This window comes from Mycobacterium sp., assembly GCF_044370595.1.
Lineage (GTDB): Bacteria > Actinomycetota > Actinomycetes > Mycobacteriales > Mycobacteriaceae > Mycobacterium.
The window spans coordinates 1-22,438 of record NZ_JBILVF010000006.1; the positions used below are offsets into that span (position 1 = coordinate 1).

Consider the following 22,438-nt stretch of genomic DNA (forward strand, 5'->3'; position numbering starts at 1 on the left):
ATCGCGGTGACCGGCTCGGCAGTGCAGTGGCTGCGCGATCAGTTGGGCATTATCGGCGGCGCCGCGGACAGCGAGGCGCTGGCTTCGCAGGTCGAGGACAACGGCGGCATCTACTTCGTGCCGGCGTTCTCCGGACTGTTCGCCCCGTACTGGCGCTCCGACGCCCGCGGTGCGATCGTCGGCCTGTCCCGATTCAATTCCAACGCCCACATCGCCCGCGCCACCCTGGAGGCCATCTGCTATCAGAGCCGCGATGTGGTGGAGGCGATGGAAGCCGATTCCGGCGTCCGTCTTGAGGTGCTCAAAGTCGACGGCGGGGTCACCCTCAACGAGTTGTGCATGCAGATCCAGTCCGATGTGCTCGGGGTGGACGTGGTGCGGCCGAAGGTGCCGGAGACCACGGCACTGGGCGCGGCCTACGCGGCCGGACTGGCGGTTGGGTACTGGTCTGATCCGGAAGATCTGCGCGCCAACTGGCAGGAGGATCGCCGGTGGAGCCCGCAATGGACCGATGAACAGCGGACCAAGGGCTATGCGGGTTGGCATATGGCGGTGGACCGGACCCTGGGATGGGTCAACGTCGAGGGGTAGGTCGAACGCTGGGTGGGCCCCAAGAAAGTCACCCCAAGAAAGTCACCCCAAGAAAGTCACCCCAGGAAAGTCACCCCAGGAAAGTCACCCCAGGGGAAAATCGCACCGAAGCTCCCCGGTGGTGTAACAGTGGAGGCATGACCCAGACCGCCGACGACCTCGGTAACCTGCCCACCGCCGACTCCGCGAACGACGAGGCCGGCGCACCGTTTCACATGCGGGGCAACTACGCCCCGGTGCCCGATGAGTTGACCGAGTACGACCTGCCAGTGGTGGGAGCCATCCCGCCCGAACTCGACGGGTGGTACCTGCGCAACGGCTCCAACCCGCGCACCCCGACCGGCCACTGGTTCATCGGCGACGGGATGATCCACGGTGTCCGCATCGAGAACGGCGCAGCCAAGTGGTATCGCAACCGATGGGTGCGCACGGAGAGCTTCGAGAATCCATTCCCGGTTTACGGGCCCGACGGCACCCGCAACCTGCGCTCCTCGGTGGCCAACACCCACGTCATCAACCACGCCGGTAAGACCCTGGCGCTGGTGGAATCGTCCCTGCCGTATCAGATCACCAATGACTTGGAGACCGTCGGCTGCTACGACTTCGGCGGCAAGCTCAACGACGCGATGACCGCGCACCCGAAGATCTGCCCCACTACCGGGGAACTGCATTTCTTCGGATACGGCAACCTTTTCCAGCCGCATGTCAGCTATCACCGGGTCGATGCCGACGGTGTGCTCACCGTCGACCGGCCCATCGAGGTACCGGCGCTGACGATGATGCACGACTTCGCCATGACGTCCGGCCACGTCATCTTCATGGACCTGCCGATCGTGTTCAACCTCGACATCGCCATCAACGGCCGCGGCGACATGCCGTTCCGGTGGGACGACAACTACGGCGCACGATTCGGTGTTCTGCGCCGCGATGACCCCTTCGGTCAGGTGCGCTGGTTCGATATCGACCCGTGCTACATCTTCCACGTCGCCAACGCCTACGAACCGCACGGCGCTAGCAGCAACTCCATTGTGGTGCAGGCAGTTCGGTACCCGGAGCTGTGGCGCGAGAACGGTGGATTCGGTGCCAGCGCCGTGCTGTGGGAGTGGACCATCAACCTCGACGACGGGACGGTGGCGGAGCGTCAACTCGACGACCGTGCGGTGGAGTTCCCGCGTATCGACGACCGGTTGGCCGGTATGGCCGCCAATTACGCCGTCTCGGTGGGCGATGCGGCACTGGTGCGCTACGACCTGAACACCGGTGCGTCGACCGAACACCGGTTCGGTGCGCCGGAGGCGCCCGGCGGGCCGGGGGAGGCGGTCTTCGTGCCGTCACCGAACGGACCGGCCGACGAGAGCAACGGTTGGTACCTGGCGTACGTCTACGATCCCGCACGTAACAGCAGCGAACTGGTGATCCTCGAGGCCGCGGACATCGCCGCCGAGCCGGTCGCCCGGATTCAGCTGCCGCGGCGGGTGCCCTACGGATTCCACGGCAACTGGATCAGCAGCTGAAAGCTCAGCCCGGCGGGACCAAACCGCCGGGCGTGTTCGGCACCGACCCTCCCGTCGCAGGCGGCGGCGACACCGGCGGGTAGGTCGGGGGTGCCGGTTGCGAAGGTTGCAGCCGGAGCAGTTCCCGGCGGTGGCGTTCGGCCAGCACCGCGGCCAGTACCTGCCGGGGTGGCGCGCCGACCGGCGGTGGCGGGGAGATTCGTGAAACCACTTCGGCGGCAACGCGATACCCCATTTCGTCGCGGATCGTCTGCGTCAACTCCGATTCGCGGGCCAGGAACTGCCTCGCCAATTCCGCCTGCTGCGGGCCTAATCCCGACAGTTCCAGGGATTGGGCCCACCAGGTGAGCTCCGGGGGCATCACCGGTGGCCCGGGCGACTTCGGCCCGCGCTCGCTGATGACCACGGTCCCGGCGAAAATGTCGCCGATGCGTTTTCCCCTGGCCGAGAGCAGACTGCAGATCACTGCCGGACTGCCCAGCAACATCCAGATCTCCACCACGGCGGCGAGGGCGCGGAACAGGGCCTGCCGGAACCGCTCAGGCCCGCCGTCATCGGCCACCACCCGCAGGCCCATCACTATTTTGCCAAGCGAGCGGCCGCGGGTGGCCATCTCCATCGCCAGCGGATAGCCGACGATCACCGCGACGGTGAACACGATCATGATCGCCGAGGTGAATGCCTCGTCGAATCGCGGCAACGCCGCGGTCCAGAGCAACAACGCGGTGAGGTAGGCCGCCCCGATCACAATCAGGTCGATCAACGCTGCGAGCGCCCGCACCGGCAACTGAGCGATTTGCACATCAAGAACAACGGCATCACCGGTCACCACTGTCTCCGGGGCGGAAGCCATGTTTTCCACGCTACCAACTGGGCCTATGCCGTCGTTTACGCCAAGGAGCGGTGTCCGGGCTATCGGTCATCAACAAAAATCCAAAAGCCACCCCAACCGGCTAAACCTGCACCTACTGTATGCGAGACCGTCGGGTCGTCCAGATGCAACCGGGAGGAGGTCAGGCACCGTGAAACCACCATTCAGTCCGTTTTCGGCGGGCTCGTGCCAGCGGCCCGGTGAGCACCGGGGAGTGATTCGGCGATGACCACCTCAGAGGTCGGCCGTAAAGGCAACGACAGCATCCGGGAGATCGACAACTGGGCCGTCGGCTACGTCGAGCGGCACCCGCGGGCCGCCATCAACACCCTGGGCAACCAGGCGATCATGGCCGTTCGGGTGATTCAGACACTGGTCACCGATCTGGTCACCGGCAAGTTCCAGTGGCAGGAGTTCATCCGCCAGGCCGCCTTCATGGCCGGCACCTCGGTGCTGCCCACCATCTTCGTGGCCCTGCCCATCGGTGTGACGCTGTCGGTTCAGTTCGCCCTGCTGGCCGGTCAGGTGGGCGCCACCTCGATGTCGGGGGCGGCCAGTGGTCTGGCCGTGATTCGGCAGGCCGCCTCCCTGGTCGCGGCGATCATTATGGCTGCTGCCGTCGGCTCGGCGATCACCGCTGACCTCGGAGCCCGAAAGATCCGTGATGAGATCGACGCCCTTGAGGTGCTCGGCATCTCGATCATCCAACGACTGGTGGTGCCTCGGTTCGTCGCCGCCATCCTGATCTCGGTCGCGCTGACCGGACTGGTGTGTTTCACCGGCTTCTTGGCGAGCTATCTGTTCAACGTCTACTTCCAGGCCGGAGCACCAGGCAGTTTCGTCGGTACCTTCGCGTCGTTCACCACGACGGCAGACATGAAACTGGCGATAGTCAAGGCGGTGGTGTACGGCGCCATCGTGGGCATCGTGGCGTGCGAGAAGGGTTTGTCCACTCGAGGCGGATCGATCGGGGTGGCCAACTCCGTCAACTCCTCGGTGGTGGAGTCGATCCTGCTGCTGATGATCGTCAACGTCGCGATCAGCCAGCTGTACCTGATCCTCTTCCCGAAGACGGGGTTGTAGCGCGATGGCATTGAAGGAAAGACCGACGGTCGCCAAGCCGTCGACGCCGCTTCCCCCGGTGCTCCAGCCGTTCAAAAACCTGGGATCCAAGATCACCAGCCCGATCATGCAACTCGGGCACATCATCTTGTTCTTCGGACGGGCCATCGCCGGTATCCCCGTCGTGCTGCGCAGCTACCGGCAGGAATACACCCGGTTGCTCTCCGATGTGGCCTGGGGTAACGGCTCCCTGGTCGTCGGCGGCGGCACGGCGGGTGTGGCCCTGGTGCTCGGCATCGTGGTCGGCGTCATGGTCGGCATCGAGGGGTACAACTTCCTGCAGCTCCTCGGCCTCGGGCCGGCGGTCGGCATCATCTCCTCGCTGGTGAACACCCGCGAACTGGCACCGATCGCCTGTGCGCTGGCATTCGCCACCCAGAGCGGCTGCCGGTTCACCGCCCAGTTGGGCGCCATGCGTATCTCCGAAGAGATCGACGCCACCGAAGTCATGGCGATCCAGCCGATCCCGTACATGGTGACCACCCGCCTGATGGCCTCGATCACCGCCATCATCCCGCTCTACATCGCCTGCCTGGGCGTGAGCTACCTGAGCACCCAGATCATCGTCTCGTTGATCAGCGGCGGCTCGATGGGCGGCTACATGCACTACTTCGGCCTGATGCTCAACGCCCAGGAAATCTTCTACTCGGTGGTCAAGTGCGTGATCTTCGTTGCCATCGCCGCAGTACTGCAGTGTTACTACGGCTTCTACGCCAGCGGCGGTCCTGAGGGCGTCGGCGTTGCCGCCGGGCACGCCATGCGGGCCGCCATCACCGTGGTGGTGATCGTGAACATGCTGCTGACGATGGCCTTCTTCAGCCTGGATTCCGGCGCAAGGTTCGGCGGCTGATGGCCAAGATCTTCGACATCAGCGGCCGCGGACCGAGCAACAAGAAGCTGCTGATAGCCGGTCTGGCCATGTTGGTCGCCTCGGCGATCATCGCCTCGCTGCTGGTGGCCAAGTCGACCGGCCGGTTGGACAACTTCACCCGGGTCACCGCCGATCTGACCAACGTCGGCGACGGTCTGCCGTCCCGGTCCGACGTGCGCTACCACGGCCTGCTGGTCGGCACCACGACCACGGTGACCCCCGCACAGTTCGGCAAACCGAACTTCGTGGACATCGACTTGATCGGCGAGTACGCCAACGACATCCCCAACACCGTCACCGCCCGGGTGGTGCCGAGCAACGTGTTCGCCGTGTCCAGCGTCGAACTCGTCGACAATGGTGACGCGCCCGCGCTGCAGAACGGGGACCACATCCAAGAGGACACCGAGTTGCCGACGGTGCTCTTCCAGACCACCATCAGCAAGCTGCGCGACATCCTCTACGCCACCGGCCGCGGCCGCACCGACGAAACCCTCGGCATCCTCGCCGCGGTCAAGGCGGTCACCCACGACCGCCGGGCCAAGCTGCTCACCGCTGGCGCCCAACTCGACCGCATCGTCAGCCAACTCAACGCGACGGTCGCCCCGGATACCGACAGCCCGTCGACGCTCAGCGCGCTCGTCGGCGCTGCCGAAGGCCTGCAGCAGACCGCACCGGATCTGCTCGACGCACTGCACAAAGCGGTCGGGCCGATGCAGGTCCTCGTTGAGCAGCGGGCGAATCTGGACGCGATGCTCTCCAGTGGCGCGAGCACGCTGAACAACACCCAGACCGCATTCGCCAACCACACCGACCGGATGGTCACCATCGGCCGGAATCTCACGCCGGTAATGGGCGTGCTGGCCGACACGTCGGGCAACTGGCTACCCGGCTTCCAGAAGATGAAGAGGTTCTCCGAGAAGTTCTTCGAAGGCTGGCTGCCGGAGCAGGATTCGTTCAACCTGCGGGCCAACCTGGCGCTGACCCCGACGTCCACCTACACCCGCGCAGACTGCCCGTCCTACGGCGAACTCAAAGGCCCGAGTTGTTCCACCGCACCGCTGATCGTGGTGCGCCCGGACCTCCCCGAAGTGCTGCTGCCGCAGAACTATCAGCCGCCCAAGGACCTGATGCCGCCACCGGGAACTGTGGTGGGCCCCAACGGCAACCTGCACGCGGTGGGACCGCCCTACATCCTCCCCGGCGGGCCCAACCTGGTTGACCCGAACCCCCCGCTTGAACTGGGCATCGGCACCGGGATTCTGGGCACCAACGGCCCGCCCATGACGCCGGCACGGCCCATTCCCGACACCGCCAATCCGGCTCTGCCGGTGACGCCGGCCCCGCCGGTTCCCGGCTCCCCGCCGGCTCCGGTCGCGCCCTACCGTCCGGACCACATGCCGGGGTATCTTCCGCCCGGTGGACCGAACTACCCGGGGGCACCGCCACCGGCCCCCGCTGCTCCCGCGGCCCCGGTCGCTCCGGCGGCCCCGGCTCCCGGTGCCCTGCCCGCTGAAGCCGCACCGGCCTCCTACGGCGGCAACGTGGGTCCGGTCGGCAGTCAGTACGAGCGCAACCAGTTGACCTATATCACCGGAGCGCCCGCCACGACGGCCACTCAACTGCTGTTGGCTCCTGTCGTGCGCGGCATGACCGTCGCACCCGGTGAGGGGGCCTGATGAAGGGGAAACTGTCCAAGGTCGCTTTCGGGCTGGTTGCCTTCCTGGTGGTGACCGCGGTGATGACCTGGCTGGTCTTTGCCACCCTGCAGCGGTCGGTCACCGGCGACACAACCCGCTACGGTGCTGAATTCACCGATGTTTTCGGGCTGCGCGAAGGCGACGACGTCCGGATGGCGGGGGTCCGCGTCGGCCGCGTGATGAAGGTGGATCTCACCGAGGACAGCCGCGCCAATGTCCAGTTCGATCTGCAGAACGAGCAAAAGCTGTTCTCCGACACCGAAGCCTCGATCCTCTACCAGAATATCGTCGGCCAGCGCTACCTCGATCTGCGTCAGGGCCTCGGCAGTGACGGCACCCGGCAGACCGGTTCGGTTCCGCTGGAACCCGGCAGCGTCATCCCCCTCGAGCGCACCATCCCCTCCTTCGACGTCGGGGTGGTACTCAACGGCTACCAACCGCTCTTCGCGACGATCGACCCGAAAGCCGCCGATCAGATCACCCAGGCGGCGGTCCAAGCGCTGCAGGGTGATTCGGCGTCCTGGGCCACCCTGGTCGACCGGACCGGGAAGCTCACCGAGACCTTCGCCGGCCGCGACGAACTCCTCGGCGACCTCATCACCGGTCTGGACCGGTTGTTCGCAACGTTGGCGCAGCAGAACAGCAACATCGACACCACCCTCAACAACGCCCAGCAGATGGTGGGTACCTTCAACGCCCGCCGGCCTGAACTGGTCGCCTCGATGGGTTCGCTGTCGCGGGTGATGCGGTCGCTCGGCGCGGTCACCAACGAGGTCAACCCGGCACTGCAGGCTCTGATCACCCGGGAACCCGGATTCGCCGCGCACCTGGTGACGATCGAACCGCAGCTGGCCTTCATGGGCGGCAACCTGCCGCTCATGCTGAAGGGTCTGGCCCGGGTCACCAACGAGGGCGCCTACGCCAACGTCTACACCTGCGACCTCAACGCGCTGGGCTTCTTCCCAGGCCTCAATGACGTGACCCCGATCGTCGTCGCCGCCGCCACGCCCGGCAACAAGGCGCAGTACACACCCAAGTGCAGGAACATGGCCAATGGTTGAGCGCAAGTACAAGGGCACCCCGCGCAAGCGGATGCTTGAGGACCGCAACCGGACCGCGGTCGGGTTGGTGGCGTTGGCCCTCCTGGTTGCGCTGATGGCGACCTTGGTCATCATCACCAAGGTCGGTCCCGGCTACAAGCGGGTCAGCGCCGACTTCATTCAGGCCGCCGCGCTGCTGCCGAAGAATCCGGTCACCGTCGCCGGTATACCGGTGGGGACCGTCACCGGTATGAAACTCAACGGCGACAAAGTCACCGTGGACATGAAGGTGCAGAACAACGTCCAACTCGGGAAGGACTCCCGGGCGGTCATCATGGTCACCACGATTCTCGGCTCCCGGTACGTCTCGCTGCGTCCGGGCGGAGGTGGCCCGTTGGAGAACAACACCATCGACATCAACCACACCGAGGTGCCCTACGACCTCCAGGAAGCCCTGCAGGACATCGCGGTCAACTACGGGGAGGTCAACACCGACCAACTCGCGGCGGCCGTCGAAGCTCTGGGCCGGCAGGTGCGCGACATGCCGCCACTGGTGCCCAAGGCGATGGACAACCTCAAGCGGCTCTCGACGGTGATGGCCGAACGACGCGACCAGTTCGGCAGCATGCTCAAGACCATGGACATCGTGACGGGCACCCTGCGCCGTCAGCAGACCAGCATCGGCGCCATGGTCAACCAGGGCAACCAACTGCTCGGCGAATTCGTGATGCGCCAGGCCGCTTTCCGTGAGTTGTTGCGTTCGCTCGACGACCTGATCAACCTGCTCGACGACACCGTCGTCACCAACCGGGCCCAGGTGGAGTCGCTGCTGGCCAGCATGAACACACTGACCGGGCTGGCTGACAAGCACCAGGCCATGCTGCGCAGTACCTTGCAGAGCGCCCCGGTGGCGCTACGCGGACTCGCCAACGCCACCGGCACCGGAAACGCTCTTGACACCAACATTCCCAACGGACTTCTCGTCGACTCCTGGATGTGCGCCATCAGTGGGCGCGCCGAGCAGTTCGGGATGATCCAGTACTACAAGGACTGCAAGTGAAGCGCGGCAGAGGGTTCATGATCCTGGGCATCGTCGCCTTGGTGGCGGTGGGCATCTTCGGCTACAACGCCTGGAAACTGGCGCAGGCCCGGACGAACAACATCACCCTGATCGCCCAGTTCGACAGTTCCGCAGGTCTGTACCCCACCAACAACGTCCAGGTGCTGGGCATGAAGGTCGGCAGCGTCAAGACGGTGACGCCGCGCAACGGTTATGTCGAGGTCGAGTTCACCGTCGACAAGGACGTCAAGATCCCGGCCGACGCTCAGGCCGTGACCCTGCAGACCTCCATTCTCGCCGAGCGGTCCATCGAACTCACCCCGGTCTACCGGGGCAGCGGTGACGTCCTCGCCGACGGCGCCACGATCCCGCTCACCAAGACCAAGACCCCCGTCGAGTTCACCAAGACCCTGGATATGGTGGACCGGTTGGCCGTCTCGCTGCAGGGTGACGGCAAGGGCAACGGTGCGGTGCGCACCCTGATCGACTCCGCGGCCGCGATGGCCGACGGCAACGGGGAGCGGATCAAGAGCGCGCTCGGCGAGTTGTCCAAAGCCCTCAAGCTCAGCGCCGACGGCGGCGCGCAGACCAAAGAGCAACTCACCACGGTGGTCGACAACCTCAGCGTCCTGATGGACAGCGCGGCCGCCAACGAGGCCACCCTGCGCGATTTCGGCTCCAACATCCGGATCCTCTCCCAGGTGCTGGCCGACGAGAACCTCGGCAGCGGCACCACCGGAAAGCAGTTGAACCTGGTACTGACTCAACTCGGTGAGCTGCTGGACCAGAACCGCGAGACCATCGCCGGCGCAGTCGCCAGCGGGAAGGCCGCCACCGGAGTCACCGTCGACCACCAGCGTGACCTTGCTGAACTGCTCGACGTCGCACCGCTGACGTTGGACAACCTGTACAACATCATCGACCGGAAGAACGGCGCCGCCCGGGTGCACGTCCTGACCGACAAGGTGCTCTTCGACAGCCAGACCATCAAGGAAATGTGCAACCTGTTGCACTTGCGCCAACTGGGTTGCAGCACAGGAACATTGCAGGACTTCGGTCCAGACTTCGGCATCTCCTACATTCTCGACGGGCTCGCGGCGATGGGGCAGAAGTAATGACCGCAAAGCAGAAGTGCGCAGTCGCGCTGGCGGCGGTATCCCTGACCACGGCCGGTTGCGCCACCCAGGGGTTGGCCAGCCTCCCGCTGCCGAAGCCGGGCCTGAGCCGAGGTTCGGGCTACACCATCACCGCGGTCTTCGAGAACGCACTGAACCTGCCGGCTTTCGCCAAGGTGCGCCTCGCCGGCGCCGACGTCGGCGAGATGGAAACCCTTGAGGCCAAGGACTTCACCGCGGTGGCCACGCTGCGGATCCGCGACGGCGTCGAGTTGCCCCAGGGCACCACCGTGGAACTGCGATCGGCGACACCGCTGGGCGACGTGTTCATCGCCGTCAAGCCGCCGGCCAACTCCTCCGGGGCCGCGCTGCTGAAGAACGGCGACACCATCCCGATCGAGAACACCATGCAGGCCGCCACCGTGGAGAACCTGCTGACCGGAGCGGCCGTTCTGGTCAACGGTGGTGCGGTGCAGAACCTCACCGACCTGATCAACGGCGCCGGCGAGGCAGCCGGGGAGGGCGGCGGCAAGAACTTCCGCGTCCTGGTCGAACGCACCAACCAATTGCTCGGGACGATGGACCGGCGCACCGATCAGATCGCCGACTCGCTGACCGCACTGTCCGGGCTGTCGCGACGGATCGACGAGAAGAACTATGTGCTCGTTGACCTGATGACCGCGGCCGCTCCGGCCACCGACGTGCTGGCGCAGCACACCAACCAGATCGCCGACCTGGTGGTGCAGGCCGGCGCGACCACCGATTCGCTGTACAAGTTCCCCTCCGTCGCCGGCACCGACACCAGTGGGCGCAGCGTGATCGCCGACATGAACACCCTCTCCAGCGCATTCAACGATGTGGTGCTCGACCCCGACACCAGCCTGGCTGCGCTCAACCGGCTCATGCCGCCGATCATCAAATCCACCTCCGGCAGCGGCATCTCGCTGCGCGGCAGCATCGACCGTCTGATCCTCGGGCACATCCCCGACATCGGCTTCGCCGGCGACCCTGGCTTCCACGGACCGAAGTGGTACAACTGGAATCAGATCGTCGGATCCTTCAAGTACACCCTGTTCCGGCTGCAGGAACGGGTCGTCGGCCGGGGTCCGAACGTGCCTCAGGTGCCGGTGATTCCGAGTCCGACCGAGGCCGGACAGTGGCAGGTCGTCGGTCCGCCGCCAGGCCCCACCGCACCCGGTCAGTTCGTCCAGCCGGCTGGTCCGCCCCCCGGACCCGTTCCTCCGCCGCAGCCCGCGCCCCCCGCGTCCGCACCGGCCGCGCCCGTCGCAGGGACAGCGCCATGATCGGGGCGATCGCCGACGGCATTGTCGGCACGGTCAAGTACGGCTACCGGCACAAGGCGTGGCTGTCGGCTCTGGCGTTGCTGATGACCCTCGTCGTCGGCGTGGCATACCTGACCTTGGGCGCGTTGAGGTGGAATCCGCTGAAGTCCACCTTCCTGGTCAACGTCGAACTGCCCGCGTCCGGCGGCCTATTGGTCAACCAAGACGTCACCCTGCGCGGTATCCCGATCGGCAAGATCGACAAGCTCTCGCTGCGCCGAGACGGCGTCGAGGCCCGGATCAAGATCAACGAGGGAATCGAGGTCTCCGAGTCCAGCAACGCCCGCGTCGCCGGCCTGTCCGCCGCCGGGGAACAGTACCTTGACTTCGACGGCGGCAACGGTGAGGCGCCATTCCTCAATGACGGAGCCACCTTCGCCATGGGCAGGACCGAAATCCCGGTCACCCTGGCCGAGTTGCTGGCGCACTCCGACGGGATGCTCAAGCAGGTGGACACCACCAAGCTCGAGCTCATCAAAAAAGAACTGGGCATGAGCAAGGACGGCCCGCAGAAACTCGACGATCTCGTCGAGGGCGGTCTCTACCTGATCTCGACCTTGGACGGGGTGCTGCCGCAGACCGTCAGCATCCTCAATACCAGTCGGGCGACCCTCCAGCTCGTATCGGACAAACAAGAGGGCATGAAGGTCGCCAACGACAACTTCAACAAGGTGTTCGACGGAGTCAACCGGATGACCGGCGGCTTCCGTCAGCTGACTGAGCAGGGGCCGAAAACCTTTGGGGCGGTGGACAATCTTTTCACCGACAACTCCGAGACCATGGTCCAGCTACTCGGTGACCTCACCACCGTCTCAGAACTGATGTACCTGCGGGTGCCGGCGCTCAACGCGCTGTTCCCGACCTACCGCGGTTCGCTGCTCGACTCGTTCAGCAGCATCATCCGGGACGGCGGGTTCTGGGTGAATATGGACATCTACCCGCGGTACTCCTGCGACTACGGCACGCCGCGCCTCCCACCGGCCTCGGCGGACTATCCGGAGCCGTTCATGTACAACTACTGCCGAGACACCGACCCGGCGGTGCTGATCCGTGGCGCCAAGAACGCGCCCCGGCCGGCGGGCGACGACACCTACGGCCCGCCTCCGGGTGCGGACCTGGGCAAGCAAACCGATCCGTCCCCGCAGGGCCGTTACACCGTCCCGACTCCCTACGGTGGCCCGACGCTGCCGATCGAGCCGCCCCGCTGATACCTGCAGGAGACATGCGCCAGAATGCCAGTTATGACCACTAAAGGATCAGACGCCGCGGGATCCGACGCCGCGGATACCGCTGCGGAGACGATCGTCGAAGTGGGCACCGACGACAAGGTGACCGTCGAACTGACGACCGACGCCGATGAGGTGGTCACTGCGGACGACGGGGAGTCCCTGGTCGAGTCCGACGAGGTTGTCTCCGAGAACGCGCGGGGGTGGTTGCTCCCGGTGTTGGCCGGCGCATTGGTCGCGGCATTGGCCGGGGCGGGATTCTTCGGCTGGAAGTTCTGGCAGCAGCAACAGCTCGACCAGGCCCAGGAGGCGGCCCAGCGGGCCGCGGTGTCCTACGCCCAAGTTCTCACCAGTGTGGACTCCAACAACGTCGATGAGAACTTCCAGCAGGTGCTCGACGGTGCGACCGGCGAGTTCAAGGACATGTACTCCAAGTCCAGTGTGGAACTGCGCCAGTTGCTCATCGAGAACAAGGCGACCGCCCATGGCGTCGTCGTGGAGTCGGCGGTGCAGGAGGCGAGTACGAACAGGGCTGTGGTGCTGCTGTTCGTCGACCAGTCCGTCACCAACACCAAACTGCCCGACCCGCGAATCGACCGCAGCCGGATGAAGATGACCCTGGAAAAGATCGACGGCACCTGGCGGGCCAGCAAAGTCGAACTCCCCTAACCGGAGGACAGTTCATGCGGACAACGATGCGGATTGCCGGAATTGCCGGCGCGGCGATCGCCATGGTGGCCTCGGTCGTCGCCGCCCCCAGTGCCGCCGCTTCGGCCGCGTCATTCTGCGATCAGATCGGCGGCAGTTGGAACGGGCAGTACTGCCAGGCGTCGGTGCTCTCGGAGCGCAAGGCGGTACGCAACATCAACATCGCGATCCCCGCTGAGATCGACAATCCGGTAATCGGCGGGGCGATCAACACCTACCTAAGCACGCTGATGAACAACTGGCGGACGGCTGCGATGCAGATGCACCAGAACAGCCGCGGCGACGCCAACTTCGAGGTCTTCCACCGCGGCAATATCCACACCGTGGTCTTCCGCGAAACCTACGACTCGGAAAGCACCGGCCGCTTCGAGGGCGCAGCGATCCAAAACGCCTACCGTACTTTCGCTTTCGACTCGGCAACTGGTCGGCAGATTCAACTCTCTGATGTGGTGGACATCAACGCCATTCCAACCCTTGGCGCCCCGTTCATCCAGGCGGCACTGGACGCGGCGCCACCGGGGCACGAGCCCAACACCTACCCCTTCATCCCGGAGCGGTGGACCCCGGACAAGGTCTACTCCGGCGGATACAAGGCATGGGCGTTGACCCCGAACGAACTGATCCTCTACATGCCGGACTACCCGGTTGCCCGGGACACCCCCATCGACTTCACGCCGGGCAACTACATCTGGTCGATGACCGGTGGAACCGTGCAACCCCGCATCCCGCTGAGTGCGCTGGCCCCGGCGCTGCGACCAGGCGTCTAATCGAGTTCGATTAGCCTGGCGCGGTGGACCTCGACGCCTTCGTGCTTGCCCACCAGGCCAGCTGGGATCGTCTTGACCACCTGGTCAAACGGCGCCGCCGGCTGACCGGGTCGGAAGTCGATGAACTCGTCGACCTCTATCAGCGGGTGTCCACCCATCTGTCGACGGTGCGTTCGTCATCGACCGACTCGGTCCTGGTGGGCCATCTGTCGGCGCTGGTCGCCCGGGCGCGATCGGCGGTGACCGGCGCACACGCCCCACTGTGGCGGGACTTCATCCGGTTCTGGACCGTCTCTTTCCCGGTGGTGGCCTACCGAGCGTGGCGGTGGTGGTTGGCCACCGCGGTGGTGTTCATCGCGGTGTCGTTCCTCATCGCGCTGTGGGTGGCCGGCAACCCCGATGTACGTTCAGCGCTGGGCACCCCGGAGGAACTCGACCAGTTGGTCAACCACGACTTCGCCGCGTACTACAGCGAGAACCCGGCGGCGTCATTCGCGCTGCGGGTGTGGACCAACAATTCCTGGGTCGCCGCCCAGTGCATCGCCTTCGCCGTCCTGCTCGGCATCCCGATCCCGTGGGTGCTCTTTCAGAACGCCGCCAATCTCGGGATGGTGGGGGGCCTGATGGCCGACGCCGGAAAGCTGGACATCCTCTTCGGTCTGCTGACTCCGCACGGGTTGCTGGAGTTGACGGCGGTGTTCCTGGCCGGAGCGGTCGGGATGCGGCTGGGCTGGACGGTGATCGCGCCGGGGGAGCGGCCCCGGGCGCAGGTGCTCGCCGAGCAGGGGCGTGCCGTGGTGTCGGTAGCGGTCGGTCTGGTCGCAGTGCTTCTGGTGAGCGGGCTGATCGAGGCACTCGTCACCCCGTCCAGGTTGCCGACCGCAGCCCGGATCGGTATCGGTGTCTTCGCCGAGATCCTGTTCCTGGCCTACATCGTCCACTTCGGTCGCCGTGGCGCCCGGTCCGGGGAGACCGGCGACCTCGCCGACGCCCCCGATCTGCTGCCCACGTCCTGAGTACCTACAGCAGGCCGCCCGCCTTCATGGCCAGGTACCGGTCCGCCAGCGCCGGGGCCAGCGCGGTCGGGTCGGCGTCGACCACTTCCACCCCGTGGAGTCGCAGCGTCGCGGCGATGGCGCGCCGATCGTTGCGGGCACGTTCGGCGGCAGCGGCGTCATAGACCGCGGCGGTGTCGGCGCGACCGGCGGCCAAATCGTCGATCCGGGGATCGCTGACCCCCGCGACGAGAACCTGGTGGCGTGCTGTCAATCGCGCCAGCACCGGCACAAGGCCTTCCCGAAGCGCGGACGGATTCAGGTCGGTGAGGATCACCACCAGAGCCCGATGCCGGACCCGACGCAGGATGGCCGCGACCATCGCGGCGGAGTCGGATTCGACCAGAGCCGGCTCCACAGGGGCCATCACCTCGACCAATCGGGCCAGTAGTTCGTTGCCGCCCGCCCCGAACACCGCCCCTCGGCTCACCCGGTCGTGGGCCAGAAAATCGACGTGGTCACCCGCCCGGGCCGCCAGCGCCGCCAACAGCAGCGCCGCGTCCAGCGACCAGTCCAGCCGCGGCCACCCGGTGGGGTCGCCACTGGTGGGGTCCACCCCGATCCGGCCGGCCGACGTTCGGCCGGTATCGACGACGATGAGGACCCGTCTGTCGCGCTCGGGACGCCAGGTGCGGACCACCACATCGGACCGCCGGGCGGTGGCTCGCCAGTCGATGGAGCGGACATCGTCGCCGACCACGTACTCGCGCAGCGAGTCGAATTCCGTTCCCCGCCCGCGCACCAGCACGGGCAGCATCCCGTCGATCTCCCGCAGCCTGGCCAGCCGCGCCGGTAAATGCTTGCGGGACAGAAACGGCGGCAGCACCCGTACCGTGCCCGCCACCGTGACCGAACGCTGCCGGCCGGCCAGCCCGAGCGGCCCGATCGCGCGTACGGTCACCGCGGCGCACTGTTGATCCCCCCGCCGCAACGGCCGCAGTCGGGTTGTCACCTCCGCCGATGCGCCGGGTGCCAGATCGAGGCGATGAACGCGTGGTTGTGCACAGGCGCTGGGCGGCCAGGCGTCCCGCAGCACCCCCCGCACTCGGCGGCGGCTGGAGTTACGCACGTTCAGGGAGGTGTCCACGCTCTGGCCGAGTCGCATCGACACCGGCCCGGAACGACTGAACTGCACCGCGGCCGGCCGGCCGGCCAACGCGGCATCCACCAGCGCCGCTGAGGCCAACGCGACGGCGCAGATCAGGAAAACCGTTGCCGGCCAGGGGGAGACCGCGATGGGCAGCACGGCGATCAACGCGATCACCGCGGTGCGCCCGGTCAGCACCACTAGCGCGGAACCGGCACCGAGGACAGGATGCCGTCCAGCACCCCGTCGGCCGTCGCACCTTCAAGTTCGGCCTCCGGCCGCAGCCCGACCCGGTGCCGCAGCGTGGAGCGGGCCATCGCCTTGACGTCGTCGGGGGTGACATATCCGCGGCCGGTCAGCCATGCCCACGACCGCGCGGTGGCCAGCAGCGCCGTCGCGCCGCGCGGTGAGACTCCCAGCTGCAGGGAGGGCGAATTCCTTGTGGCGGTGACGATATCGACGATGTAGCCGAGCACCTCATCGGCCACCAGAACCCGACGGACCGCATCACGGCCGGCGGCCAGTTCGGCGGTGCCGGCCACCGGGCGGATCGCGGTGAGGTCACGCGGGTCGAAGCCATGTGCATGTCGACTGAGGATGGCCACCTCCTGATCGCGGGAGGGCAGCGGAACGGTGAGCTTGAGCAGGAAGCGGTCCAATTGCGCCTCGGGCAACCGGTAGGTGCCCTCGTACTCGATCGGGTTCTGGGTGGCCGCCACGATGAACGGATCCGGAAGCGGACGTGGGTCACCGTCGACGCTGACCTGCCGTTCCTCCATGGCCTCCAGCAGGGCTGCCTGGGTCTTGGGCGGGGTCCGGTTGATCTCGTCGGCGAGTAGGAGATTGGTGAACACCGGGCCCTCCCGGAAGGTGAAGGCCGCCGTCCGCGCGTCGTAGACCAGGGATCCGGTGACATCGCCGGGCATCAGGTCGGGGGTGAACTGCACCCGTTTGAAGTCCAGTTGCAGCGCAGCCGCCAACGCCCGAACCAGCAGCGTCTTGGCCACTCCTGGAACACCTTCGAGCAGGACGTGACCGCGACACAGCAGCGCGATCACCAGGCCGCTGACCACCGCGTCCTGGCCGACAACGGCCTTGGCGATCTCGTTTCGCACCGCCAGCAATGCGGTGCGCGCGGCGTCATCTTCGACGCCCAGGGGCGAGGTGGATCGGGTCACGACTGGCTGACCTGCCTTTCGATATCGTCCAGAGCCTGAGCGAGACCGAACAGATCGGAGTCGGACTCCGGTGGCGGACCGAACAGGATGCGGTGTGCGGTGGTCTCATCGAGCCGGCAGCGTTGGCTCACTGCAGCGGTAACTGCGGGGTCTGAGGCGTTGGCGCCCAGCCCCAGCCGAGGGCGTAGCCGAAGCAGCGTCGCGGAGCGTAACGCTTCCGCGGCCTGCCCGCGTGCGCGGCGCGACCGGTACAGCCGGGCCCGTCCCTCCACCGTCTCCGACGCCCGCACCGCAACCGGAAGCCGCTCAGCGACAAGCGGTCCCAGCCGACGGCCCTGCCATACTGCCAGTAGTGCCACAACCAGGCAGAGTTGTACCACCACCCAGCCGACCGCTGCCGGAATCAGTTCGGTGATCGGCCGGTCGGCCTGGGATTCGCCCTGCAGTCGTTGCGGGGCGTACCAGATCAGGCGCGGCCGTTGGCCGGCCAGGTTCATCGCCAGGGCGGCGTTGCCCTCCCGCAGCAGGCCGCCGTTGGTCATGAATTCCGCCGATCCGACCACGGTGATGGTTCGCCGGTCGGCGGTGTAACGGACCAGTGCGCCCCCGTAACAGCGGATCACCGGCGTGTCGGTGGCGTGCTCGTAGACGTCGGCGATCTCGAAGGTGACCACGCCGGCCCGGTCGGCTTCACGCAGTTCGCAGCCGGGCTCGTTGTCCGGCCGCCCACCGGAGGTGAGCCGAACCGCCGGTGCCAGCGTTTCGCGACTCTTGACCGTCGGCTCCACAATCAGCCGGTCCCCGGCGACGGCGGCCAGGTCGGCCAGCGCCTGCCCGCGGGTGTTGGCCGTTTCGGCCACCAGCAGCAGGGTGTCCGGGCGGGCCGCGCGTTGTACATCAGTGACGGTGTTGGCGACCACCACCTCAACACCGCGGTCCCGCAGCAGGGCGATCAGGGCATGTCCGCCCAGTGCCGAGGTGGCCTCGGGGTCCATCCGGCCACCCACCCGCGGTGCGGTGAGCCAGGCACTGGCCGCCGCGAAAACTGTGATCGCCGCCAGCGCCGCCAGCACCCAGCGGCCGGTCCGCCAACGCTGCGCGATCATCGGGCCGCTTCCGGTCCGGGCCGGGCGACAGCCAGGTTGTGTGCGCGCAGCCGGTCGTCGAGGGTGCTCACCAGACGATAGTTCGTCTCGGTACCGGGCAGTTCGCCGTAGGTCACGTCATTGAAAGCCGTTGCCGCGGTGATGAGGTCATCGGCGAAGTCGGGAATCGCCGTACCGGCCTCGATCGCCAGTTCGCGTGCGGTGCGGCCGGCGACGGGGTTGAGCACACCGTCCTCCTCGAGTTGTCGGCTGATCGCCCGCACCCGGTTGCGGATGGCGACCGCCCAATCACCCTGATTCGCAGCCTGTTCGGCGCGGGCCCGGTACTCAGCCGCAGAGCGAAGACGTTCGCCGTAGAGGCGATCGCTGCCCCGGCCGCCCATGGCGCGACGCGCGATCCGGGCCGTCGCGATCAGCACGGCCAGCACCAGCAGGGCGAGCACCACGATGGTGAGCCATCCGCCCGGTAGAGCCGACCCCGAATCCACGATGCGGTTCAGCAGATCGTTGAGCCAGACGGCGATCCGGTCGCTGAGTGAGGTTTTGGGATAGATCGGCTTGGCGAGTTCCCGGGCGGCGGCCTCATGGGCGGTTTCCCGGTCGATGTCGATCGCCGGCACGGCTAGCCGCGTCTCACCGGGACGACAGCCACACACTGTCACCGGTTCCGGGCGGTGCGTTCAGCAAGGCGAAGTCGAAGGCCTCGGAACGAATCCGAGCGTCTACATAGAGCAGCGCAGCCACGCCGGCGATGAACGGCGTGGTGAGGATGCTGCCCAGGGCCTGGCCGATCGTGGACACCGCCACTGCGGCGATGGTTGCCGACGACGATCCGGCGCTGATCACCTGTCCGGCGATATCGAACGGAACCGAAATCGCGGCGCTGACAACGCCGACAACCACCGCGGTAAGCAGCACGGTGCCGAAGATCCGCCAGACCCGGTTGCGGCTCAACGTGAAAGACCGCTTGACGGCGGCAACCACACCCTTGTTCTCCAACACCATGGCCACCGGGGCCAGCACCAGCCTGGCGTACACGTAGGCGATCACAGCGGCGACGCCAACCACCAGCGGAATTCCGATCAGCGCGGCCAGAGCCCCGCCGACGTTGTCTCCGATGCTGTAGATGATCAGGACGACGAGGACGCCCACTGCCACCGCCGCGGCAACCTCAAGCAGGGTCAGTGCGAGCAGTGCCGGCATCCTGCCCCGGACCCGGGCCCACGCCTCACCGGCGCTGATTCGCGCGCCTAGCACCGAGCGGGCCACGATCACGGTCAGCATCCCGGACAGCAGCGTGATGGCCAGCAACGTCACCAGCACCCCGACCGCGACTCCGGTGACCGAGGAGACGTCTGCGTCGACCCGTGTCGCGGCCACCCCGGTGAGGAAGCCGATGACCGAAGTGATGAGCACGATGACAGTCGTCAGGCCCAGGGTCGGCTTCGGGTTGGCACGCACATAGCCCACCGCACCGTTGAAGATGTCACTGAGAGACAACGGCCGCAACGGGATCACCCCGGGTTTCCACGATGGGGTTGCGCCATAGCCGGGCGGATAGCCGGGCGGAAAGCCGGGCGCGGGATAGCCGGGCGGGGGATAGCCGGGTGGGTACCCGGGGGAATACCCGGGAGGTGGACCGTAACCGGGATAGCCGGCCGGGGAGTAGTACGGCGGTGCCGCCGGGCCGTAGGCCGGGTCTGAGTACTGCGGCTGATCAGGCCATTGAGGCGGTGGGTCGAACGGACCGGGTGGCGGTGCGGTCACCGGCCGCGGCCCCCGACGTGGTTGCTCATCACCCCATCCTTACGAGCGTCCGGGGTTTTCTCAAACCCGTCCTCGCCCATCGGGTGCCGCCCCGTAGCGTTAGAACACATGGCAGAACTGAAGGAACGGCTTAGGTCCGACCTCACCGAGGCGATGAAGAGCCAGGACAAGTTGCGCACCGCGACGCTTCGCATGTTGCTGGCGGCGATTCAGACCGAAGAGGTGTCCGGCAAGCAGGCCAGGGAACTGACCGACGATGAGCTACTCAAAGTGCTGGCGCGCGAAGCCAAGAAGCGCACCGAGGCGGCCGAGATCTACACCCAGAACGGGCGCGGAGAGTTGGCGGCTGAGGAACACGCCGAGGGCCGGATTATCGACGAGTATCTGCCCACCCCGCTGACCGACGCCGAGGTGGCCGACGTCGTCGACACGGCTGTCGCGCAGGTGGCCGAAGAACTCGGCGAGCGACCCTCGGTCAAGCAGATGGGCCTGGTGATGAAGGCGGCCACCGCCATCGCAGCGGGAAAGGCGGACGGTGCCCGGTTGTCTGCGGCGGTCAAAGAACGACTTTGATTTCTCGCTGCGGCTGAACGCGCCGGTACGGTAGCGGCGGAATCTGCGGGAGGTATGAGATGAAGGCAGACGTCATCGTCGTCGGGGCGGGTCTGGCCGGGCTCGTCGCGGCCCATGAACTCACCACCCGAGGCAAACGGGTCGCGCTGCTCGATCAAGAGAACGCAGCCAACCTCGGTGGTCAGGCGTTCTGGTCGTTCGGCGGCCTGTTCCTGGTCGACAGCCCCGAACAGCGGCGGATGGGCATCAGGGACTCCTTCGACCTCGCCTGGAGTGACTGGCAGGGCAGCGCGGCCTTCGACCGCGTCGACGACGAGGACACCCACGCCGTCAAGTGGGCGCGGGCCTACGTCGAATTCGCGGCGGGCGAGAAACGGTCATGGCTGCACGGCCACGGAATCACCTTCCTGCCCACCGTCGGCTGGGCTGAGCGTGGTGACCTTCGGGCCGACGGGCACGGCAACTCCGTACCGCGCTTCCATGTGGCCTGGGGGACCGGAACCGGTGTCGTCGAACCGTTCGTGAAATCCGCTCTCGCCGCTGCCGAGGCCGGATTGTTGAGCTTTCATCACCGCCACCGCGTCGACGAACTGGTGTTCACCGGCGGTTCGGTGAGCGGTGTGCGGGGTGTGGTTCTGGCCGCCGACGACGCTCCTCGCGGGGCCCCGAGCAATCGGGATCGGTTGGGCGACTTCGACATGCAAGCCCACGCGGTCATTCTGACCACCGGCGGAATCGGCGGTAATCACGATGTCGTGCGCCGTTACTGGCCGGAACGGATGGGTACGCCGCCGTCGTCGATGATCACCGGTGTGCCGGCGCATGTCGACGGCCGGATGCTGGACATCGCCGCCGACAGCGGTGTGCGACTGGTCAACCGGGACCGGATGTGGCACTACACCGAGGGCGTGCAGAATTGGGATCCGATCTGGCCCGGGCACGCCATCCGGATCCTGCCCGGCCCTTCGTCGATGTGGTTCGACGCACTGGGACGCCGACTGCCCGCCCCCTACCTGCCCGGCTATGACACCCTGGGCACACTGCGGTACCTGCGAACCGACCCGGAAATCGCCCGTTACGACCACAGTTGGTTCATCCTCACCCAGAAGATCATCGAGAAGGAGTTCGCGCTGTCGGGTTCCGAGCAGAACCCGGACATCACCAACCACGACAAGGTCGGCATGCTGCGTGGGCGGCTGATGAGCAGGGGCGCGCCGGCCCCGGTGGAGGCGTTCAAATCGCGGGGCGCGGACTTCGTCGTGGCTGACAACCTCGAGGAACTGGTCGCGCTGATGAACAAGCTCACCGATGAGCCGTTGCTGGATCCTCAGCGCATCCGCTCCCAGATCGAGGCGCGGGACCGGCAGATCGACAACCCCTACGCCAAGGACGCCCAGGTGCAGGGGATCCGGAACTCCCGCCGCTACCTCGGCGATCGCATCGCCCGCACCGCCACGCCGCACCGCCTGCTCGACCCCGACGCCGGACCGCTGATCGGGGTGAAGTTGCACATTCTGACCCGAAAAACCCTCGGCGGTATCCAGACCGATCTGTCGTCGCGGGCTCTGGACGGTGCGGGGAACCCGATCGCGGGCCTGTACGCCGCCGGTGAAGTCGCCGGCTTCGGCGGCGGCGGGGTGCACGGCTACAACGCGCTGGAGGGAACCTTCCTGGGCAGTTGTCTGTTCTCCGGACGCGTCGCCGGCCGGCACGCCGCCGCCCAGCTTTGAGACCCGCAATCCTCGGA

The 22,438-nt window shown here is 66.6% G+C and carries 21 protein-coding genes; 15 read left to right on the plus strand and 6 right to left on the minus strand.

What is annotated here, in order from left to right; translation table 11 throughout:
• Positions 1-591, plus strand: a 591-nt coding sequence (locus ADBZ5N_RS01620; RefSeq protein WP_526255744.1) for an FGGY-family carbohydrate kinase, incomplete at its 5' end; no start/stop codon positions are given.
• 137 nt (positions 592-728) lie between these two features.
• A complete protein-coding gene (locus ADBZ5N_RS01625) occupies positions 729-2,105 on the plus strand; it encodes a carotenoid oxygenase family protein (protein WP_526255745.1) in 1,377 nt (458 codons plus the stop codon).
• Positions 2,106-2,109: 4 nt separating this feature from the next.
• Here the strand turns inward: ADBZ5N_RS01625 and ADBZ5N_RS01630 are convergent, their stop codons facing one another.
• On the minus strand, positions 2,110-2,958 hold the full coding sequence (locus ADBZ5N_RS01630; protein WP_526255746.1) for an RDD family protein: 849 nt from the start codon (positions 2,956-2,958) through the stop codon (positions 2,110-2,112).
• 243 nt (positions 2,959-3,201) lie between these two features.
• Between ADBZ5N_RS01630 and ADBZ5N_RS01635 the strand changes: the two genes are divergently transcribed.
• Genes ADBZ5N_RS01635 through ADBZ5N_RS01685 form a run of 11 tightly spaced genes read left to right on the plus strand, consistent with a single transcriptional unit; the run spans position 3,202 to position 14,941 of the window.
• A complete protein-coding gene (locus ADBZ5N_RS01635; RefSeq protein ID WP_526255747.1) occupies positions 3,202-4,059 on the plus strand; it encodes an MlaE family ABC transporter permease in 858 nt (285 codons plus the stop codon).
• Positions 4,060-4,063: 4 nt separating this feature from the next.
• Positions 4,064-4,948: an MlaE family ABC transporter permease gene (locus tag ADBZ5N_RS01640; RefSeq protein ID WP_526255748.1), complete on the plus strand. Its 885-nt coding sequence runs from the start codon at positions 4,064-4,066 to the stop codon at positions 4,946-4,948.
• Positions 4,948-6,645 carry an MlaD family protein gene (locus ADBZ5N_RS01645; RefSeq protein ID WP_526255749.1) on the plus strand — a complete coding sequence of 566 codons (1,698 nt, stop codon included), beginning with the start codon at positions 4,948-4,950 and terminating at the stop codon, positions 6,643-6,645. The genes ADBZ5N_RS01640 and ADBZ5N_RS01645 overlap by 1 nt, the downstream gene beginning before the upstream one ends.
• On the plus strand, positions 6,645-7,727 hold the full coding sequence (locus ADBZ5N_RS01650; protein ID WP_526255750.1) for an MCE family protein: 1,083 nt from the start codon (positions 6,645-6,647) through the stop codon (positions 7,725-7,727). The genes ADBZ5N_RS01645 and ADBZ5N_RS01650 overlap by 1 nt, the downstream gene beginning before the upstream one ends.
• Positions 7,720-8,766, plus strand: coding sequence for an MCE family protein (locus ADBZ5N_RS01655; RefSeq protein WP_526255751.1), 1,047 nt, complete (start codon positions 7,720-7,722; stop codon positions 8,764-8,766). Before ADBZ5N_RS01650 ends, ADBZ5N_RS01655 begins: the two co-directional genes overlap by 8 nt.
• A 17-nt stretch (positions 8,767-8,783) precedes the next feature.
• Positions 8,784-9,881, plus strand: coding sequence for an MCE family protein (locus ADBZ5N_RS01660; protein ID WP_526255791.1), 1,098 nt, complete (start codon positions 8,784-8,786; stop codon positions 9,879-9,881).
• Positions 9,881-11,185, plus strand: coding sequence for an MlaD family protein (locus ADBZ5N_RS01665; protein WP_526255752.1), 1,305 nt, complete (start codon positions 9,881-9,883; stop codon positions 11,183-11,185). Before ADBZ5N_RS01660 ends, ADBZ5N_RS01665 begins: the two co-directional genes overlap by 1 nt.
• Positions 11,182-12,432 (plus strand): MlaD family protein, encoded by a 1,251-nt coding sequence (locus ADBZ5N_RS01670; protein WP_526255753.1) that lies wholly within the window; start codon positions 11,182-11,184, stop codon positions 12,430-12,432. Before ADBZ5N_RS01665 ends, ADBZ5N_RS01670 begins: the two co-directional genes overlap by 4 nt.
• Before the next feature lie 33 nt (positions 12,433-12,465).
• On the plus strand, positions 12,466-13,119 hold the full coding sequence (locus tag ADBZ5N_RS01675; protein ID WP_526255754.1) for an Rv1363c family protein: 654 nt from the start codon (positions 12,466-12,468) through the stop codon (positions 13,117-13,119).
• A 14-nt stretch (positions 13,120-13,133) separates the two neighbouring features.
• Complete coding sequence (locus ADBZ5N_RS01680) at positions 13,134-13,925, plus strand: mannan-binding protein (protein ID WP_526255755.1); 792 nt, start codon at positions 13,134-13,136, stop codon at positions 13,923-13,925.
• A gap of 23 nt (positions 13,926-13,948) precedes the next feature.
• Entirely contained in the window at positions 13,949-14,941 is a 993-nt protein-coding gene (locus ADBZ5N_RS01685; RefSeq protein WP_526255756.1) for a stage II sporulation protein M, read from the plus strand.
• Positions 14,942-14,945: 4 nt separating this feature from the next.
• Here the strand turns inward: ADBZ5N_RS01685 and ADBZ5N_RS01690 are convergent, their stop codons facing one another.
• Genes ADBZ5N_RS01690 through ADBZ5N_RS01710 form a run of 5 tightly spaced genes read right to left on the minus strand, consistent with a single transcriptional unit; the run spans position 14,946 to position 20,118 of the window.
• On the minus strand, positions 14,946-16,268 hold the full coding sequence (locus tag ADBZ5N_RS01690) for a DUF58 domain-containing protein (RefSeq protein ID WP_526255757.1): 1,323 nt from the start codon (positions 16,266-16,268) through the stop codon (positions 14,946-14,948).
• On the minus strand, positions 16,268-17,245 hold the full coding sequence (locus tag ADBZ5N_RS01695; RefSeq protein ID WP_526255758.1) for an AAA family ATPase: 978 nt from the start codon (positions 17,243-17,245) through the stop codon (positions 16,268-16,270). Before ADBZ5N_RS01695 ends, ADBZ5N_RS01690 begins: the two co-directional genes overlap by 1 nt.
• Positions 17,242-18,351, minus strand: a complete 1,110-nt coding sequence (locus tag ADBZ5N_RS01700) for a DUF4350 domain-containing protein (RefSeq protein ID WP_526255759.1) — start codon at positions 18,349-18,351, stop codon at positions 17,242-17,244. The genes ADBZ5N_RS01695 and ADBZ5N_RS01700 overlap by 4 nt, the downstream gene beginning before the upstream one ends.
• The gene (locus ADBZ5N_RS01705) at positions 18,348-18,971 is read right to left on the minus strand and encodes a DUF4129 domain-containing protein (protein WP_526255760.1); all 624 of its coding nucleotides are present in this window, start codon (positions 18,969-18,971) and stop codon (positions 18,348-18,350) included. The genes ADBZ5N_RS01700 and ADBZ5N_RS01705 overlap by 4 nt, the downstream gene beginning before the upstream one ends.
• Before the next feature lie 13 nt (positions 18,972-18,984).
• Positions 18,985-20,118 carry a DUF7847 domain-containing protein gene (locus tag ADBZ5N_RS01710; RefSeq protein ID WP_526255761.1) on the minus strand — a complete coding sequence of 378 codons (1,134 nt, stop codon included), beginning with the start codon at positions 20,116-20,118 and terminating at the stop codon, positions 18,985-18,987.
• Between the two features lie 108 nt (positions 20,119-20,226).
• Here ADBZ5N_RS01710 and ADBZ5N_RS01715 point away from each other — a divergent pair, with 108 nt between their 5' ends.
• Together ADBZ5N_RS01715 and ADBZ5N_RS01720 are read left to right on the plus strand one after the other, a co-directional pair.
• Complete coding sequence (locus tag ADBZ5N_RS01715) at positions 20,227-20,691, plus strand: GatB/YqeY domain-containing protein (RefSeq protein ID WP_526255762.1); 465 nt, start codon at positions 20,227-20,229, stop codon at positions 20,689-20,691.
• Positions 20,692-20,750: 59 nt separating this feature from the next.
• Entirely contained in the window at positions 20,751-22,421 is a 1,671-nt protein-coding gene (locus ADBZ5N_RS01720; protein ID WP_526255763.1) for an FAD-binding dehydrogenase, read from the plus strand.
• Positions 22,422-22,438: the final 17 nt, after the last annotated feature.

Excerpts from the sequence above, each read along its gene's own strand:
- ADBZ5N_RS01625 (WP_526255745.1), top strand. The coding sequence starts at position 729 with ATGACCCAGACCGCCGACGACCTCGGTAACCTGCCCACCGCCGACTCC.
- ADBZ5N_RS01630 (WP_526255746.1), bottom strand. The coding sequence starts at position 2,958 with ATGGCTTCCGCCCCGGAGACAGTGGTGACCGGTGATGCCGTTGTTCTT.
- ADBZ5N_RS01635 (WP_526255747.1), top strand. The coding sequence starts at position 3,202 with ATGACCACCTCAGAGGTCGGCCGTAAAGGCAACGACAGCATCCGGGAG.
- ADBZ5N_RS01640 (WP_526255748.1), top strand. The coding sequence starts at position 4,064 with ATGGCATTGAAGGAAAGACCGACGGTCGCCAAGCCGTCGACGCCGCTT.
- ADBZ5N_RS01645 (WP_526255749.1), top strand. The coding sequence starts at position 4,948 with ATGGCCAAGATCTTCGACATCAGCGGCCGCGGACCGAGCAACAAGAAG.
- ADBZ5N_RS01650 (WP_526255750.1), top strand. The coding sequence starts at position 6,645 with ATGAAGGGGAAACTGTCCAAGGTCGCTTTCGGGCTGGTTGCCTTCCTG.
- ADBZ5N_RS01655 (WP_526255751.1), top strand. The coding sequence starts at position 7,720 with ATGGTTGAGCGCAAGTACAAGGGCACCCCGCGCAAGCGGATGCTTGAG.
- ADBZ5N_RS01660 (WP_526255791.1), top strand. The coding sequence starts at position 8,784 with ATGATCCTGGGCATCGTCGCCTTGGTGGCGGTGGGCATCTTCGGCTAC.
- ADBZ5N_RS01665 (WP_526255752.1), top strand. The coding sequence starts at position 9,881 with ATGACCGCAAAGCAGAAGTGCGCAGTCGCGCTGGCGGCGGTATCCCTG.
- ADBZ5N_RS01670 (WP_526255753.1), top strand. The coding sequence starts at position 11,182 with ATGATCGGGGCGATCGCCGACGGCATTGTCGGCACGGTCAAGTACGGC.
- ADBZ5N_RS01675 (WP_526255754.1), top strand. The coding sequence starts at position 12,466 with ATGACCACTAAAGGATCAGACGCCGCGGGATCCGACGCCGCGGATACC.
- ADBZ5N_RS01680 (WP_526255755.1), top strand. The coding sequence starts at position 13,134 with ATGCGGACAACGATGCGGATTGCCGGAATTGCCGGCGCGGCGATCGCC.
- ADBZ5N_RS01700 (WP_526255759.1), bottom strand. The coding sequence starts at position 18,351 with ATGATCGCGCAGCGTTGGCGGACCGGCCGCTGGGTGCTGGCGGCGCTG.
- ADBZ5N_RS01715 (WP_526255762.1), top strand. The coding sequence starts at position 20,227 with ATGGCAGAACTGAAGGAACGGCTTAGGTCCGACCTCACCGAGGCGATG.
- ADBZ5N_RS01720 (WP_526255763.1), top strand. The coding sequence starts at position 20,751 with ATGAAGGCAGACGTCATCGTCGTCGGGGCGGGTCTGGCCGGGCTCGTC.